Source organism: Rhodocytophaga rosea (genome assembly GCF_010119975.1).
GTDB classification, from domain to species: domain Bacteria; phylum Bacteroidota; class Bacteroidia; order Cytophagales; family 172606-1; genus Rhodocytophaga; species Rhodocytophaga rosea.
Window position 1 is genome coordinate 5,207,722 of record NZ_CP048222.1, and the last position, 17,259, is coordinate 5,224,980.

Sequence of the window (17,259 nt, forward strand, 5' to 3'; positions counted from 1 at the left end):
AGAAAAAGTAAATTCTTCCATTGTAAGGAAAATACATTTAAATTGTTGGTACTTCATTTTTAACGCTGCCTTTCCTTTTCTCATTATGATTCAGTACTTTAAAAAGATTTGTTTTACAGGTATTTTATTTGGCATACTCATTTTGTATAACAGTTCTTCTCCTTATAAAAAATTGTATATTCTTTCTGTAACCGCTGGAGACCATAACCGGAAGTCTGCACTGGTTTCTTTTCCGGTTCCGCCTGAATTACTGAATAAGCAGTTGTATCTCCGCGACGAAAAAGGCAATAAAATCGCCATGCAGGTAAATCAATATGAGGAAGGATTTTTTTTTATGAATGCCATAAGGGCCGGAGATGTAGATGAGTATTATATAGAAACAGGAAAATATAAGGGCGAAGAAGTAGAAGTGAAGGAAGAGAAAAAGCAAATCCAGTTTACAGTTCATGGGAAACCGGTGATTTCTTACCATATAGAAGGTGAACTGCCCAGAAAAGATATAGACTCGGTATATTTGAGGGGAGGCTATATCCATCCGGTATTTACACCTTCCGGTAAAATGGTAAGCGACGATTACCCACCCAATCATATTCACCATCACGGCATATGGGCTTCCTGGACAAAAACCGAATTTATGGGCCGCAAACCTGATTTCTGGAATGTAAAAGATGGTACCGGAAAGGTAGAAGCGGTAGGATTACAAGAAAGTTTTCAAGGTCCGGTATATAGTGGATTTAGTGCCAAACATACGTATATTGATCTAACATCCGGAAAACCAGTGAAAGCGCTGGATGAAGTATGGGAAGTGAAAGTGTATAATTATCCGAATGCTACCTTTCATGTATTCGACCTGGAAGTTACCCAGAATTGTGCCACTGACCAGCCTCTTATTTTACCTACGTATCATTATGGTGGGGTAGGTTTCCGGGGCAATCGCCAATGGGATGGCGAGCAGAATACTACTTTCCTGACTTCTGAAGGTAAAGGCCGTAAAGAAGGGCATGCCACTAAAGCCAGGTGGTGCCATATTGGGGGCAAAGTAGATGGCAGTATGGCCGGTATTACCATTATGGATCATCCGCAGAATTTCCGTTCGCCTCAAGCCATGCGTATTCATCCGACTGAGCCGTTTTTCTGCTATGCGCCTTCCCAGGATGGGAACTGGCAGATCAATCCCGGTGAATTCTATACGGCTAATTACCGCTTTGTGGTATATGATGGCGAACCTGATGCAAATACGCTGGAGCAACTATGGCAGGATTTTGCGTATCCTCCGGGAGTAAGGCTTATTTCAAAACGGTAGGATAGAAGATTACAAGATTAGAACATGTAGAAGATTTGTCCCTTAGTTATCCCGGTAATTACAAGAGCACAAACGATTGACCGTTTGTGCTCTTTTTTGAATAACGAATAATTTCCTACAAACTAAGCAATTCTTTAAACCGGATAGCTTGCCTGCGGGATATTTCAATTTTGTCACCCCCTTTTAAGGTTACCTGCAATCCGCCGCTGAACCAGGGTTCTATTTTTTCAATCCATTGCAAATTGATAATATGCTTGCGGTTGGCACGGAAAAAAGTATGAGGATCGAGGCGTTCATCTAAAGCATTGAGCGACTTAAGGATGAGGGGTTTCTGGTCGTCGAAGTGCAGGCGAACATAGTTGCCCATAGATTCGAACAGGCGGATGCGGCTTAATTTAACGAACCAGCATTTTTCTCCGTCTTTTACAAAAACCTGATCTTGTTCGGTGAGCATTTTTACATTTTCCTTGCGCTCAGTTTCCGTTTTCTGGTAATCTTCTACCTTATGAATGGCCTCTGCCAGCCGGTGTGTATCAATGGGTTTAAGCAGATAATCGAGGGCATTAAATTCAAACGCTTTTAATGCATATTCATCGTAAGCTGTTGTAAAAATAACATCCGGTACATTGCCTTCAATGGATGATAGAAGTTCAAACCCGTTTTTACCAGGCATTTGTATATCCAGGAACAGAAGATCCGGACTAAGTTGCTCAATTTTGTCTAGGGCATCTTCTGCATTTACGGCCTCTCCCACGACATTTATTTTAGGATACGCTTCCAGCAAACGTTTTAATTCGTTTCTGGCCAGTCTTTCATCATCTATAATCAGTGCTTTCATACGTTTATTTTCAATATGGCTTGCAAAAAGTGAAGCTATACATTTAAATATTGAATATCAGAAAATTTGGAAATTAATTGTACAAATACAAACCTTCGGATTGAATAATACCCACTCTTCAAAAACTCAGACTAGCTTACCGGTTGGGAATCACCGAACGGTTTGGTATTCGATAATCTAAAATTATATACCATCTGGAAAGTCTAACTCAAATGAGCCAGTACTGCTGATTTACTGCTATTGTTGTAGCCCGGCTGGTTTGGGTTTGCTTTTTTTTATTTCCTTACGGGTTGGTTCCAGGGAAGGATGGGCTGGCAGAATCACTTGTGCACATACTACTTCTTCCGCTTCCTGCTTGATTTCAAAATTTGCCTGGCTTCCAAAAATGAGGGCCAGCCGCTGGGTAGTATTTACAAGGCCAAAACCATCGGAGTTTATCTGATGCAATACACCAGTATTGCGGATAGAAATATAGGCTTTGTCGTCTTTTATTTCGGCATCTACCGTAATAAATCCGCCTTTCAACGGTTTGGATATGCCATGTTTTACTGCGTTTTCTACCAGGGTTTGTACCATCATAGGCGGTACTTGCACCGGAAGCGCTTCGGGTTGAATGTTCATACGTGCGCTCAGGCGGTCTTCGTAGCGGATTTTTTCGAGGGCTAAATAATCCTGTACTGTTTTTAATTCTTCTTCGAGGGTAACTGTTTTGCGGCGGTCAGCAAGCAGGGAATTTCGGAGCAGGTTAGAAAGCCTGGTGACAGAAATCTGCGCTTTTTCCGGATTTTCCAGAATTAATGCCCGGATACTATTGAGGGAATTGAACATAAAATGCGGATTAAGCTGCGAACGTAGTATTTTCGCTTCAAAATCCCGTACCGAAGAAGTAAGCCTTACTTTTTCTACTTCATTCTTTTTAGAACGTTCAAAATACTGGAACAGGTGGTAAATTACCGACCACAATAACAAATGTTTGCCCCAGTTGATGATGAAAAATACGATGCCTTCCAGCGAAAAATATTTGCGTATATCCGGCACCGTATAATAATCGAGCAGGATACTGAGCATAACCATTACAATCGCCATTAGCAACACAGAAGCCGCAATCCTAGGTACGAGTTGACTTAACGGTAGATCCAGCCAGGAAAGCCGTTTAATAACCAAGCGGTACGCATGGGTAACAGAAATTCCCAGCACAATGGTAATAGCGGCATTAATTAATAAGCCATCGCTGTAACCGAAGCGGTAGCTGTAAATACCCAGATCGTTCAGACAATAAGCTGTCCAGCCGGCAATCTGACAGATCCAATAGATGGTGATTCGATTCATTCGCACAATTTCCAAAAATTAAGAGCGCACAAGTCGCTATACTGTATTAAATGTAAATATTAAAATTGATTATTTGCAAACTTCCTGGAACGTTCAAAATACTGGAACAGGAGATAGATCCCCGACCATAACAATAATAGTTTACCCCAGTTAATGATGAAAAATATTATGGATGACGGCGTAATATGTTGTTGTATATCTGGTACTGTATAAAAATCCAGGAGAATAAAGAACTTTACCATTATAATAGCCATCAGCAGCACACAACTTACAATTTTCGGAACCAATTGACTCCAGGATAAGTCCAGCCAGCCATACTTTTTTATTATATGCCTGTAAATATGGGTAACAGAAATTCCCAGCACAATGGTGATAGCGGCATTAATTAATAAGCCATTGCTGTAGCCAAAGCGGCCGCTATGTATAACTAGATCGTTCAGACAGTAGGCTGTCCAGCCGGCAAACTGGCAAATCCAATAAGTGGTATTTTTGGTCATTTGCATCATAACCTTCAAATTATATTTGAGGAATAAGATACCTAAATATATTCATTGTATACAGTCTGCAAAAAGCAGGCTAACTTAAAAAATGTAACAAGTTATTTAAAGATACTAAACAAGCAGAAACAATAATAGTTTTATTACACCAATGGAAAGGAAAAGATATAAGAGGAAAATAGGAATGAGCGAAGAATAAATTTTTGCGACTATTATGGTAATACGTAACAGACAATATAATCTCAGATTTTTTCTCTGAAAGTTGAATTTTACTGGAACATAATATATGCCAATTCTACCTATAGAAAGGGCAATTTTTAAATTAAGGACTAAGCTATTCCTTTGGATGCTTCTTAAGTGTAAGGCGCTGGATATAAGAAATATAGTCAAAAGCCGCCATTGATAAATAGCAGCTTTTACATGAAATCTATCGGTAATTTCAGGAAGGTGCTTGATTACATGCCTTTCTGTGTGGTTCCATATTTAATCACATCCCGGCCAGACTCGAATATATGACCATTTTCCCCATCAAAAATAATAGGAGTTCTGAGCAGACCTGGTTTCTGAGAAAGGATGTTGAGCCAGTTGCTGGCATCGAAACTCATACCGGTATACTCTTCTTTATAAATATCAGATTCTTTGTCTACCAGTGCTTCTACATCTACCCCAAGTTTATCAGCTATTTCTTTAATCTGTGTGCTGGTAAGAGGTTCTTTGGTTACATCAATATCATGCACATGAGGTTTCAGTGCACTGGCATACCCATATCCTTCTTTATCAGAACGGCTGTTGCCTTTGTAAATAATCAGTACGGTATCTTTGTTAAAGTCCATGTTTCAATTGTTTAAGGTTAGGCCACACCTGTATATACAGCAATTGAAAGTGTAGGAAATACCCGATCAGGCATCAATTAACTGCTTCAGATGTGCTATGTCATTGAACGATTCTACCGTAAACAGGTTGCCAGTATAAGATAGTTTGTACAGGCACAGATTCTGGTGTTCAAACATATCCATACATTGGAGGGATAATTCAATACCAGGCTAAGCAGAATCCGCATCGCTCTGCCGTGCATACAAATCAATATGGTTTCCTCTTCTGGACGGGATAAAATCAGATCAAGCACCGGTTTCTGGCGGTTCTGCACATCCGTAGGACTCTCTCCCCCCTCAATCTGCAAGGTAACATCGCCTTTACTCCAGGCATCCAGTACCTGATAATAATAAGCATCTTCCTCAGGTGTAATATGAATGCCTTCCCGGTATCCCCAGTTAATCTCATTGAGTCCGGCATGTGCCTCATAAGGAATACCTTCATCGATGAAGCCTTGCACCGATTGCATCGTGCGTTTCAGGGTAGAAATGTATATTTTATCGAAAGGAATATCTTTATAGAAGTCGTAAAATGCCTGCGCCTGCCGCCTGCCGGTTTCGTTCAGGTCAGAGTCTATACCTCCGCCCTGCACAATGCCCATGCGGTTAAAATTGGTTTGCCCATGGCGGATCAGGTATATTTTTTTTGGTTTCAAAGTGTAAAAGTATAAGTATATAAAACAGAATTAGAGAATGGCTAATACAAATATCCTGCAAAGGTAAGAGGATATTTTATTTTTCTGTATATACATATACTTCACTAAAGGCTACAGATAATGTATTGAAGTTGAACAAATGAACAAGGAATGTGAGTTCAGCAAAGCTAATAATGAATATTAGAGGAATGTTATATCTGGCTTTAACTGAATTCACTATTCCTTGTTCTCCATTCGATATTTCTACTATTCGCCTCTTACGTAACTAAATTCTTTCCCTTGCATAATCGGATGAGGTCCAGTTAGTGAATTTTTATCCACTTTCAATACCAGATTTTTGAATTCCACCTCTACAATCCAGCGTTCAATCCGGAATTCAAAATAATTATGATCTTTTTCGGTAATAGTAAAATCAGAGAAACGGTCGGGCCAGAATTCATGAATCAAGGAAATTTGATCTATCTGTGTCTTGTCAAAAGTAATTTCACCATACTGGTTGGTAATGCCTTCCAGTTCACCTTGTGGCGTTTGAATACGGCAGGCAATATTCCGGAGCACCATCTGGTTAGGATCAGTGATCTTAATTACGGTTTCATTATACTTGGTTTTCATGGACTTTACCAGGGCAAAGTCTTTTTCGGGTTTGGGTGCATTGTTGAGAATAATGCTGTCGCCCTTTTGTTCCCAGGTTCCATTGGCTTCCCGGTCTATGGCACCGTAGCTGAAAAAGAAATTGAATGTATTGTCTTTGTTAAAACGGAAGCCAGAGCCGACTTCCATTACGCCTTCCAGATAATACTCTCCGGTTTTCATGGGTTGTTTGGTTTGTGCATGTAGCATGTTTGTAAATAATAAGAAGGTTGATAAAGTGTAAATGATTGATAAACTGAATTTTTTGAACATGGTGGTAGGGTATATAAGCTATAAAATGGTTGATGGCTTTGCCTGAATGACAATGCAAAGGAAATAGCAGAAAGCCGGTTTTAGGTAATTTATCCGGTATACAGCAGGTGAACAGCTCGAAGAAAGGCGGTATACAAGACGTGAACAGGGAATAATCAGGCAGAATATTGTATTATTTACGCATTCAATGTAATTTTAAAGATGCCAGCCATTACGTAAAGTGTAGTTAATTTTTTCTTACTTGTAAACAGCTCAATTTCTAATCAATGCTTAATAAACTTTATTTACAAACGCTCTACCTATGAATATCAACGGGAATGCTAAACAACAAATGACGTATGATGCGATTGTGATTGGCTCGGGAATTAGCGGCGGCTGGGCAGCTAAAGAACTCACCGAAAAAGGCCTGAAAACGTTAGTGCTGGAACGGGGACGGGATGTAAGGCATATCAAAGATTACCCAACAGCCACTAAAAATCCCTGGGATTTTCCACATCGGGGACGTTTTCCATTAGAAGTTGAAAAAGACAACCCCATTACGAGCCGTTGTTATGCGTTTGAGGAAGCAACTGAGCATTTTTTCGTAAAAGATAAAGAACATCCATATATTCAGGAAAAGCCTTTTGACTGGATACGCGGCTACCAAGTGGGAGGAAAATCGCTCATCTGGGCCCGGCAAACACAGCGCTGGAGTAATTATGAATTCGAAGCCCCAGCCCGAGATGGTTTTGCTGTAGACTGGCCCATCCGTTACAAAGACCTGGCTCCCTGGTACAGCCATGTAGAGAAGTTCACTGGCATTAGTGGAAATGCAGATGGGATCGAACATTTGCCGGATGGTGAATTTCTACCTCCCTTTGAACTCAATTGTGTAGAAAAACATATTCAGCAAAGCGTAAAGCAGCATTACCAGGATCGGCAGGTAATTATTGGCCGTTGTGCCCACCTTACTAAACCCAATCAGGTCCATATTGACCAGGGACGTGGACAATGTCAGGCCAGGCATTTATGTTACCGGGGTTGTCCGTTTGGGGGCTATTTCAGTTCCAATTCAGCCACTATTCCCTGGGCTGAAAAAACCGGTAATCTTACCCTACGGCCGCATTCAGTGGTGCATTCTATTATTTACGACGAACAAAAAGGCAAAGCTACAGGCGTACGGGTGATAGATGCAGAAAGTAAAGAAATGCAGGAGTACTTTGCGAAAATTATTTTTGTAAATGCCGCCTGCCTGAATACAAACCTGCTTCTGCTCAATTCTACGTCTAACCGTTTCCCGAATGGCCTTGGAAATGATAGTGGCTTACTCGGCCGGTATGTGGCTTTTCATAACTACCGCGGCAGCATGACGGCTTCTTATGATGGCTACAAAGACCAGTATTACTACGGCCGCCGGCCAACTACCGCCTTTATGCCTTCTTTCCGGAATGTATTCAAACAAGATACAGATTTCTTGAGAGGCTATATGGTAGCTTTCAGTGCCGGACGTGGTGGCTGGGGAGGTGGCGCAGGGGCGCAGGGATTTGGTGCCGACTGGAAAGATAGTCTTTCCGAACCTGGCGACTGGAGTGTGTATATGATGATGCAGGGAGAAACCATACCAATTTATGAAAATCATGTACGCCTGAGCAAAGACCAGAAAGATGCCTGGGATATTCCGCAACTGATTACTTCGGTTGGATACGATGCAAATGATGAGAAAGTATTACAAGACTTTCTGGTACAGGGTGCTGAAATGCTCGAAAAATCTGGCTGTAAAAATATTTCAACCCATGATAGTAAACAGGCTCCTGGCCTGGATATTCATGAGATGGGGGTGTACGCATGGGCAAAGATCCAAAAACTTCCCTATTGAATGAATGGAATCAGTTACACCTTTGCCAGAATGTATATGTGACGGATGGTGCCTGCATGACTTCTATTGGAAACCAGAATCCTTCGCTCACATTTATGGCCCTTACTGCCAGAGCCGCCAGTCATGCTGTAGATGAGTTGAAGAAGATGAATATGTAAGATTATTTTTTACTTAGAAATATCAGCAGTAATTGGATAATTCATTACTGCTGATACTTTGTCTGACAATAGAATTAGTGAATGCTTTCAATTTGTTCTTTTGTCTTACTGGTAGCTTTTGTTTTTTGAAGGCTGATTGAAGGAACACGTACGTTGGTTGATTTTTTATTTCTTCTTCCCCACCATATACAAAATCCGCTGATAGGTAAGGAAGTTGCCATGAGGCTGGCAAAAAAAGCGAGGAATTTACCTGCCAGACCCATAATAGCCCCTACATGTATATCATAGTTTAGGCGCATAAGCTTATCTGCAGCGCTTGCTTCAGCAAATCTGCCCCATTGATGGTCTACGGAGAGTTCTTGTAAGGTGTACTGATCGAAAAAACGGTAATCCATTTTCCAGTATGTACTTGCATCTACATTCATTGCTGCCAGAATAGACGAACTGGAATGTTCCAGAAAATGAATTTCAATCGTTTCTGCATCTGCATGTTCGGCTTGCATTTTATTCCATATCCGGTCAGCAACGGGAATCGTAGTGTTTACAGCTGTAAAATTTGTATCAGATAAGGGTTCACTGTATTCCTGCCATTGTTTTCCTCCGGAAGCAACCCAGTAGGTACCTTTGGCAAACCATTGAAAACCCCAAACCAGGCCAGTGAGCGCAATAAAAATCACAACCCATGTCATATAGAAGCCTAATACATTGTGTAAGTCGTAATTAGTTCTGCGCCAGCGTGCATTCCATTTAATGGTAAAACGTTGTTTGGCTGCCCCCCTTATTTTTTGGCCACCACAGAATGAGCCCCGAAAACATCAGGACCACGAAAATGAGTGTGGCAGATGCTACCACAGGCTGACCTATAGCTGGAGGAAGCCATAAATAGAAATGCCCCATCAACACAATCCGGAAGAAATCTTTATCTACATCTTTTACCTTCAACACCTCTCCGATATAAGGATTTATGTACACCAGATAATAATATTCCGGATCAAAACTATAAAAAGATACCACGGCTGCTTTATCTCCGCTTTTAGCATATTCAACACTGTGTATGTGTTTATCTGGCAATTGTTTTTTGGCAATTACCTCTAATTGAGAAGGGGAAAGGAAAGCAGTATTTTGTTTTTCTACAAAACGGTAAGGCTGCGTAAAATCTGAGATTTCTGCCTGAAAAGCATACAGGCAGCCTGTGATACTGATTACAAAAACTATTAATCCTGATAGGAGGCCAAGCCAGAGATGTACCTGCCCTGTAATCTTTTTTATATTCATCTTTAATTTATAGCCTATACTTTATAGTGGAGTCTATATAATATTATTATCTAGAATAATTATAAATAATGGCAAATATTAGCATAAAGATTTAGTAAGTCAATATTTATTTAGAATAATTCTAAATAAATATTTGATCAAATTAATTCTTATGAGTTGGTCAGGATAAGAAAAGAGTGTGAAATTCTATCTACAGTTTACATAAATGAGCTATGTGGCTCATTTGAAATTAGGATTATATAATAAAGGAGAAGTAAAATGTCAGCATGAATATATTAACAATCTCTATAAGCTTAGTAAAAGCTTAAATCACCAGATAATGTACCAGACCTGCCAATGCACTAATACCAATCCAGATGATCATGTTGATTTTAAAGCGGTACATGGCCACAAATGAGATAATAATCCATATAAGACTGAAGTAATCAACTTTACTAACCTCTAAGCCTTGCGGAAAAACGACCGCCTTACCAAAATAAACCGTTAAATTAAGTACTACACCTACAACAGCAGCAGTTACCACACCAAGTATAGCCTTTACTTTTGGATTGTGTTGGGTTCGTTCAATAACTGGTGCACCAATAAAAATAAACAGAAAGCAGGGAAGAAAGGTATAAAAAGTGGTTGTAAGCAAACCAATGGTTCCGGCTATTGCAGAATGCCCGAAATGATTGAAACCAGCCATAAATCCAACAAAAGCCAGGACCATAATCAACGGTCCGGGAGTAGTTTCACCTAAAGCCAGTCCATCTATCATTTCATATTGGGAAAGCCAGTGTAATTGCTCTACACTTACCTGTGCTACATAAGGCAATACAGCATAGGCACCTCCAAAAGTAATAAATGCAGCTTGGGTAAAAAATAGGGATAAAGTCCGCCAGAAAGCAAAATCAGAAGTAAAATAATAAAATAAGCCAAAAGGTATCAGCCACAATACAAGGCCGGTTATTAGTTGTTTTGCTAACCGGATGCTGTTAAATCCGGTTCCCCCTACGATGGTATGGCTGTTGAGGAAATATTCTGCTTCATTTACTGTGTTTTTTTCTTTTTCTCCTTTTTGTATAAACAAAGATGGCAGGAAGCGTTGTGCCGCAAATCCTATGATGAGCGTTGCCAGAATGATCCAGGGGAAAGGAATATTGAGAAAGAATATGCCGATAAAACTCAGGGCAGCAATGCTGTAATGTAAAGGGGTAAGCAGTGACTTTTTGCCTATTTTAATAAGTGCCAGAATTACAATGACTACAACAGCCGGTTTAAGCCCGTAAAACAATGCATATACCCAGGGAATGTTTCCATAGGTAACGTATACCGTACTTAACCCAAGCAAAATAAACACAGAAGGCAGCACAAACAATGCACCAGCCACCAGACCCCCTCTTGTGCCATGCAAAAGCCAGCCAATATAGGTAGCCAGTTGCTGGGCTTCTGGTCCGGGCAGGAGCATACAGTAGTTAAGCGCATGCAAAAATTTAGCATCGGAAATCCATTTTTTCTGATCGACCAGAAATTCGTGCATAATAGCAATCTGCCCGGCAGGACCACCAAAACTGATAAATCCTAATTTTAGCCAGAATAGGGTAGCTTCCCTGAAGCTAGGCTTTTTTCTGGTCGAAGGAAGTGTATGAGTCATTGGTTTGTCTGGATTTAAGTATAGAGTTGTCTACTGACCATTTTCCGCTGCCACTGATGAGCAGAAATAGGCTGCTTAATAGCATCGAAAAATCTGTACGGGCACCATGCGCAGTTTCCCAGAACCCATCTACCGGAATATTTACCAGTTTGGTAATAGTGATGGCCACCAGCATGATTATAATAAGCGGAATGCTGAAAAGCCTGGTAAAACATCCGATAAGCACCATGCTTCCACATAGGATTTCAAAAGTGCCTACAAATGGGCCAAAAAAGTCAGGATAAGGAATGCCAATTTTGGCAAATCTTCCTGCACCTAATTCAGCCGGGAACAGAAATTTTTGGATGCCTTCTGTGAGGAAAATACATCCGACAGCTATCCTGATAAGCAAAATAGGTGGATTCGCAGCAGTTTGCAGGAGTTTGTTCATAAGGCTTACATAGAGTTTAACTGTTTTTCTTTCTAAGATCAATGTTATTGAAGATGAACAGTCTAATGGTATGATTGTTATTATAGCGGTTTCCAGCAGGCAATTGCTGAAACAAATTCATATAACCTAATTGTGCATTCAACGATTTAGTAAATTGATATCCAAAACCCAAAAAAAAGCGGTTCTGGTCGAAGTAATTATAGGTAATCTGTTTGCCAGCGTTGATGTGAATCTCATCATTGAAGACAAAAAATACACTGTTAGGTTCGATAAATTCTTTTTTGATAGGCAGCAAAACAGACAGCAGATACCGGAAACGGTAATTAAAATTATATCCTTCCTGCAGTTCATCATTGGCAATTTTCCGGTTAAAGCGCTGTTCAAAACGTACCCATTGCTGCATTTGAATGTGTTTAGCCCTTCTGGTCCAGCTTACTTGCTGCCAAGGCCTGTGTTCTGGCCTGACTGTATTCAATCCAGCAGCAGGATAATGAGACACATAGGCGTACCCGGCAGTAAAATTAATATTATGCGGAAAATGATAAGTGATACCAGGCCGGATAATAGTTGTGGCCCATCTGTCGAATAGGTCTGTACGGCGGGCGTGCAAATCAAGCCAAAGGGAGAATTTATCAGAAATGCGGGTTTGATTGATATATCCCAGCCAGGCCTGACCTTGCTCATGCACTTGTTTGGCAGGCGTTTGTGCCAAGCTGGCAATGCTTATAATAATGAAAGTACAAAAACTAAGAAGTAGTACAAGTATGGTATTTTTTTGAAACATAATGAAAAATGACTAACGGATTTAGGTTAAACTTGGATTCCAGACATGCTTTTCGGCTTGCAGGTGCTTAGCCCAGCTGTACAAAGCATCATAAATTTCAAAGCCATATTGCAGCACAGTGAAATCGTCTTTATAATTATAAGACAAACCGGCTGAGATAGCCCATAATCCGGCAGATTGAGCAGCTGTATCAAAGCGGTCGGTATCAGCCGCCCTCACAATAATTGCCAGTTTATCCAAAGCTTCATCTTTTACTTGATATTTCTTTAATAAAGCATCGAAACTGCAATAGTCGCCTTCATGTGAAAGCTCTACGCCAGGAATATCAAAGGGAATGGCATTTAACTCATGCGCCTTACTTTTTACTTGTTCATTAGGAACAAAAATAAATTCGGCTCTGGGATCAATAAAGCGTTGTATTAGCCAGGGACAGGCAATACGGTCAATTTTAGGGCGTTCTCTGGTTATCCATTTCATAGTAAAGGAGTTAAGTTTATCTTCATCTCTTTACCTAGTTTTAGAGATAGATACAATACTATAAAGCCTGAATACAGAAAAATAGAACGTAATTAACTTTTTGTATCCGTTTTACCTTTTGGCAAACTTTTTTTGTAATCAGAAGGATTTTTACCGGTATATTTTTTGAAAATACGGGTGAAATGGCTCTGATCGGAAAAACCAGTGAGATACGCAATTTCGGATAAAGAACGAGTTGTGGTATGCAACAGATCAATGGCTTTTTCAATACGCAGTTTCCGGATATACTCACCAAATGACAGGTTGTTAAAGTATTTCGAAAACTCCCTGGAAACATAGGCCGGATGAATATTTAATCCTTCGGAAATCTCTTTGAGGCTCAGACTTAAATTGGTATCAATCTGGTCCTGGATGACATCTTTCAGTTCTTTGGCCCATGCAGGAATCTTGGTTCTGGCTCCAGTTTTCTGGTCCATATAAGTGTTAAATACCTGCAATAAAAGTTTTTCTGTGGGGTTTTGCGTATGTTTTTCCTGTTGCAAATGTTTCGCCCAGCTATATAATCCATCATAGATCAGCATTCCTTTTTCCAGCAACTCATAATCATCGGTAATATTAAAAGAGAGTCCGGCAGAAATAGCCCACAACCCGGAGCTTTGGCTGGCAATCGAATGGTCATCTGTATCGGCGCCTCTTACAATAGGGGCCAGAATATGCAAAGCCGGATCTTTGAGTTCATATTTTTTTATAAAGTAGTCAAAAGTACACTGGTCTTCATAGTGCGTAAATTCAGCTTCCGGTATATCGAATGGAATGGCATTCAGTTCTTGTGCTTTTTGTGCTATTTGCAGATAGGGTACAAAATAGAACTGGGCTTCCGGGTCTATAAATCTTCTGATCAGCCAGGGACAGGCGATACGATCTATTTTGGGGCGTTCCCTGGTTATCCATTTCATTGTTTTATATAAAATTAAAAGCTGTTAATTCAACTTAGATTTTGGAGCGAATATTTAGATTCTCAGTAAAGTTACAAAAGCTTTCCCCGGATGATTGAAGAAAGCTTTTGTAAATTGCATGGATGGTTTTTGAGTAGTATTATTTATTAAACAAACCATCTACTGTAATGGCCACATAGTATAAACCTCCAATGGTTGGTCCGGCCGCATATTGAATATAGCGCTGGTTGAAAATATTGGAACCTCCGGCTTTTATGGTTGATTTTAGCTGAGGCAAACGGTAGGTAACTTGTGCATCAAACGTCTGATAAGCTGGTACGATACCATTCGCCAAAGGGCTTTCCCAAAGGAAGGAATCCTGCCACCGCCACACAATATTGAAACCCAGATTTTTGGCTACTTCCCGGTTGCCAATAGAAAGATTAGTGGTCCAGTTGGGTGTATTGAAGCCAGTCACAAATACGTCTCTTTCCTTATTGGTTACAATATCGTTGTAGTTCACGTTTCCGGAGATAGTAAACCGCTTGTAAAAGTTATATGTAATTCCGAGGGAGGAGCCAAAATTATTGTATTTGTTTTTAGCATTGGTATATACCCTGTAACGGGTTTGCTGCGCATTCCGGTTTGCTGCCAGCATGGCAATTACAGCTTCGTCTGTGCCTACACTCACTGTATTGTTTTGCGGAACAGATACTTCTACCTGACCCAGAAAACCATCATATTCATTGGTATAGGCATCAATATCAATTACCAGTTTGTTATCCAGCAGAATACTTTTATAACCCACTTCAAAAGAATTGATCCGTTCCGGACGGGTAGGAGAGAGGCTGGTGATTTCAAGCAGCCCTCTGTTTTTTAAGGCAGCATCAGTAGCCGTTAGTCCGGCTGTTACATCCTGGTTTACGGCAGCGTTGAAAGTATTTACAGAAGCAAGCGTATAAGAATTGTCTAAGTAGCCTAGCCCTTCATTGATATAGGATAAACCACCCACCCGGCGTACATTTCCATTGTTTACATAAGAAATAGCTTCAAATAAGGCTGGAAAGCGGAATCCATTCTGGAAAGATGCCCTGAAATTATGTTTCTCAGCCAGTGTATATACAGCCGCAATACGTGGATTTACTTTCGGATCAAACTCAGGATTGTAATCTACCCGTAGAGAACCATATACTTTCAGTTTGTCTTTGAAGAAGGTTCTGGTCGCCTGAGCAAATGCACCGAATTTTTTGTAATACACGTTATTGCCTCCCGGCTGGGTTCTTTCATCGATAGGTCTAGAAAAGTCTACAAAGTTATTACCATCCGGAATAACCTCATATACCCTGGCATCGGCACCTACCAGCAGGTTAAAAATCTTTAATTTATTTTCGAAGTCATACTGGGCATCGGCATGATATAAATGGCTTTTCTGGCTCAAAAAAGCACCACCGGTTTCAGGCGCTCCTGGAATTACTGCACCATGGTCCCAGTTATTGATCTTCCGGATAGTATTTTGCAGGGCATTAAATTCAGCGGTACCTGGTTCGGCTCTGCCTGCATCCGCTGCCTGACGGGCAAGTTGCATGGCTGTTGCCAGTTCTGTTCCATTATTTAGTTCATTCTGCAAGGCTGTTTTGAATTTTCCTCCCCACACTGAATTAGAACCACCGCCGGTAATATCCAGGTTATCTACCATGGGTTTTACGTTGTAGGAATCGCCTGTATTTTCAAGAGAAGCATACGTACGGATGGTATAATTGCTGCCTTTGAGTTCCAGTTTATGATTTTGCACCACTACATTATCCAGCTGGATCTTATTTCCCCGTTGAAAAACGCCATCCATCTGTCCGATCCGGTAGCCATAGGATAGTTCAGCATTCTCATTCAATTTATAGTGTAAGGCCGCATCAAATTTGAGGTTATCTACTTTGGGACTCACAATATCCCTTTCCCAATAGCCGGTTCTTCTCACCAGGAAAGTCTGGTTTTTGCCGCCATATTGTACACCACTTATTGTAACGGCATTGTTGTTTTCATCGCCATATTTATTCCAGGCATCATAGGCCGGATTATTGTTGCCGGAGAGTTCCGGAAAATTAGGGTTAGCTGTGTTGAGGGAATTGGGGTTTTGATCGGTTCGGGTATTAGAACGCCAGTCGGTACCCTGCATGTAACTGGCATTTATCTTAAAAGCAAATTTGTTATTATACGCCCTGGCATACCGTATCGCTGTTTCAGTGAGTACACTGGTACTATGGTCAATTCCATCTACATGATTGATGCCGGTTTTCTGATATAAACTCAATCCCTGGTGCAAAAAAGGGCTTTTGGTAAGTAAATTAGCCATTCCATTAATAGCATTCATACCATAGAGTGCAGAAGCGGCTCCAGGAGTAATCTCCACACTGGCAATATCCAGTTCTGTTGGCCCAATGGCATTACCTAAAGGTACGCCCAGTGTAGCAGCCTGCATATCCACCCCATCTACCAGTTGCATAAAGCGGAAGTTATTGGGAATATTAAAACCACGGGTATTGGGTACTTTAAAAGTAAGGCTGGAGGTTGTCATTTGTACGCCTTTTACATTTTCCAGGGCATCATAAAAACCGGGCGCCGGCGAATCTTTAATCGCACGAATGTCGAGCTTTTCAATCGCTACCGGAGATTTCAGAATACTTTCTTCCACCCTCGAAGCTGTTACTACTACTTCTCTACCCAACAAGGTCTGGGTCTCTAAAGCGATCTGCACATTGGAAGCTGTGCCTTTGATTTCAAATTCCTGTGGCTCGAAACCAACCATCGAAAAAGCAATGGTGAAGGGAAACTTTAATTTTGTTTTGAGCGAGAAATTACCCTGCACATCGGTAACTGTACCTGTAACGGTTCCCTTGATCAACACATTCACACCTGCAAGTGCCTGTTTGGTTTCATTATCAGTTACCCTGCCAGATATAACAATCACATTGTCCTGGGCAGAAACTGTTGAAAGCAAGGTTAAAAAAAGGAAAACAAAAAGATGGAGACGGAAAATAGTATTCTTCATAAATGGCTTGTTATAAAGAGTTTAGTAAAGATAAGGTTATAATATTTGTGAGATAAGTGCGCAAGGTAAAGATTATTATATAAAATCTATAAATTTAGTAGAGATTTATTTTTTAATTTAAAAATTACCTGGGGTTTACTTATGAAAGTGTCTTTCATCAAGAAATAAATTAATGCTAATGACTAGGGTACTAAACAATTTCACCCATCAAAATATGGCTGGCAGGTATCTATATCTAATGTACTTGGAGACGAATCTATAAGGATACAAA

General features: G+C 40.5%; 15 protein-coding genes and 1 pseudogene. 2 read left to right on the forward strand and 14 right to left on the reverse strand.

What is annotated here, in order from left to right; genetic code table 11:
• Window positions 1–85: 85 nt before the first annotated feature.
• Window positions 86–1,303, forward strand: coding sequence for a DUF6807 domain-containing protein (locus GXP67_RS21540; protein WP_162445034.1), 1,218 nt, complete (start codon window positions 86–88; stop codon window positions 1,301–1,303).
• A 115-nt stretch (window positions 1,304–1,418) separates the two neighbouring features.
• Here GXP67_RS21540 and GXP67_RS21545 read toward each other — a convergent pair whose 3' ends face one another.
• The 6 genes from GXP67_RS21545 to GXP67_RS21570 all read right to left on the reverse strand — a co-directional run bounded on the left by GXP67_RS21545 (window position 1,419) and on the right by GXP67_RS21570 (window position 6,335).
• Complete coding sequence (locus tag GXP67_RS21545) at window positions 1,419–2,141, reverse strand: LytR/AlgR family response regulator transcription factor (protein WP_162445035.1); 723 nt, start codon at window positions 2,139–2,141, stop codon at window positions 1,419–1,421.
• 237 nt (window positions 2,142–2,378) lie between these two features.
• The gene (locus tag GXP67_RS21550; protein ID WP_162445036.1) at window positions 2,379–3,470 is read right to left on the reverse strand and encodes a sensor histidine kinase; all 1,092 of its coding nucleotides are present in this window, start codon (window positions 3,468–3,470) and stop codon (window positions 2,379–2,381) included.
• Window positions 3,471–3,529: 59 nt separating this feature from the next.
• Window positions 3,530–3,976, reverse strand: a complete 447-nt coding sequence (locus GXP67_RS21555) for a hypothetical protein (RefSeq protein ID WP_162445037.1) — start codon at window positions 3,974–3,976, stop codon at window positions 3,530–3,532.
• 446 nt (window positions 3,977–4,422) lie between these two features.
• Window positions 4,423–4,800, reverse strand: a complete 378-nt coding sequence (locus GXP67_RS21560) for an arsenate reductase family protein (RefSeq protein WP_162445038.1) — start codon at window positions 4,798–4,800, stop codon at window positions 4,423–4,425.
• Window positions 4,801–4,913: 113 nt separating this feature from the next.
• Entirely contained in the window at window positions 4,914–5,495 is a 582-nt protein-coding gene (locus GXP67_RS21565) for a histidine phosphatase family protein (RefSeq protein WP_317170066.1), read from the reverse strand.
• A gap of 246 nt (window positions 5,496–5,741) precedes the next feature.
• Window positions 5,742–6,335 (reverse strand): hypothetical protein, encoded by a 594-nt coding sequence (locus tag GXP67_RS21570; RefSeq protein ID WP_162445039.1) that lies wholly within the window; start codon window positions 6,333–6,335, stop codon window positions 5,742–5,744.
• Between the two features lie 364 nt (window positions 6,336–6,699).
• Here GXP67_RS21570 and GXP67_RS21575 point away from each other — a divergent pair.
• Window positions 6,700–8,411, forward strand: a pseudogene (locus tag GXP67_RS21575) (GMC oxidoreductase).
• A gap of 74 nt (window positions 8,412–8,485) precedes the next feature.
• On the opposite strand, the gene GXP67_RS37490 reads toward GXP67_RS21575, so the two are convergent.
• The 8 genes from GXP67_RS37490 to GXP67_RS21610 form a co-directional block, all read right to left on the reverse strand.
• Window positions 8,486–9,193 carry a PepSY-associated TM helix domain-containing protein gene (locus GXP67_RS37490; protein ID WP_317170147.1) on the reverse strand — a complete coding sequence of 236 codons (708 nt, stop codon included), beginning with the start codon at window positions 9,191–9,193 and terminating at the stop codon, window positions 8,486–8,488.
• Complete coding sequence (locus GXP67_RS37495) at window positions 9,159–9,686, reverse strand: PepSY-associated TM helix domain-containing protein (RefSeq protein WP_232064531.1); 528 nt, start codon at window positions 9,684–9,686, stop codon at window positions 9,159–9,161. Before GXP67_RS37495 ends, GXP67_RS37490 begins: the two co-directional genes overlap by 35 nt.
• Window positions 9,687–9,990: 304 nt before the next feature.
• Window positions 9,991–11,319: a chromate efflux transporter gene (gene chrA / locus GXP67_RS21585; protein ID WP_162445040.1), complete on the reverse strand. Its 1,329-nt coding sequence runs from the start codon at window positions 11,317–11,319 to the stop codon at window positions 9,991–9,993.
• On the reverse strand, window positions 11,282–11,749 hold the full coding sequence (locus GXP67_RS21590) for a DoxX family protein (protein ID WP_162445041.1): 468 nt from the start codon (window positions 11,747–11,749) through the stop codon (window positions 11,282–11,284). Before GXP67_RS21590 ends, chrA begins: the two co-directional genes overlap by 38 nt.
• A 16-nt stretch (window positions 11,750–11,765) precedes the next feature.
• The gene (locus GXP67_RS21595) at window positions 11,766–12,461 is read right to left on the reverse strand and encodes a DUF2490 domain-containing protein (protein ID WP_232064532.1); all 696 of its coding nucleotides are present in this window, start codon (window positions 12,459–12,461) and stop codon (window positions 11,766–11,768) included.
• 93 nt (window positions 12,462–12,554) lie between these two features.
• A complete protein-coding gene (locus tag GXP67_RS21600) occupies window positions 12,555–13,010 on the reverse strand; it encodes a chromate resistance protein ChrB domain-containing protein (RefSeq protein WP_162445043.1) in 456 nt (151 codons plus the stop codon).
• Between the two features lie 92 nt (window positions 13,011–13,102).
• Complete coding sequence (locus tag GXP67_RS21605; protein ID WP_162445044.1) at window positions 13,103–13,966, reverse strand: chromate resistance protein ChrB domain-containing protein; 864 nt, start codon at window positions 13,964–13,966, stop codon at window positions 13,103–13,105.
• Between the two features lie 139 nt (window positions 13,967–14,105).
• Window positions 14,106–16,988 carry a TonB-dependent receptor gene (locus GXP67_RS21610; protein ID WP_162445045.1) on the reverse strand — a complete coding sequence of 961 codons (2,883 nt, stop codon included), beginning with the start codon at window positions 16,986–16,988 and terminating at the stop codon, window positions 14,106–14,108.
• Window positions 16,989–17,259: the final 271 nt, after the last annotated feature.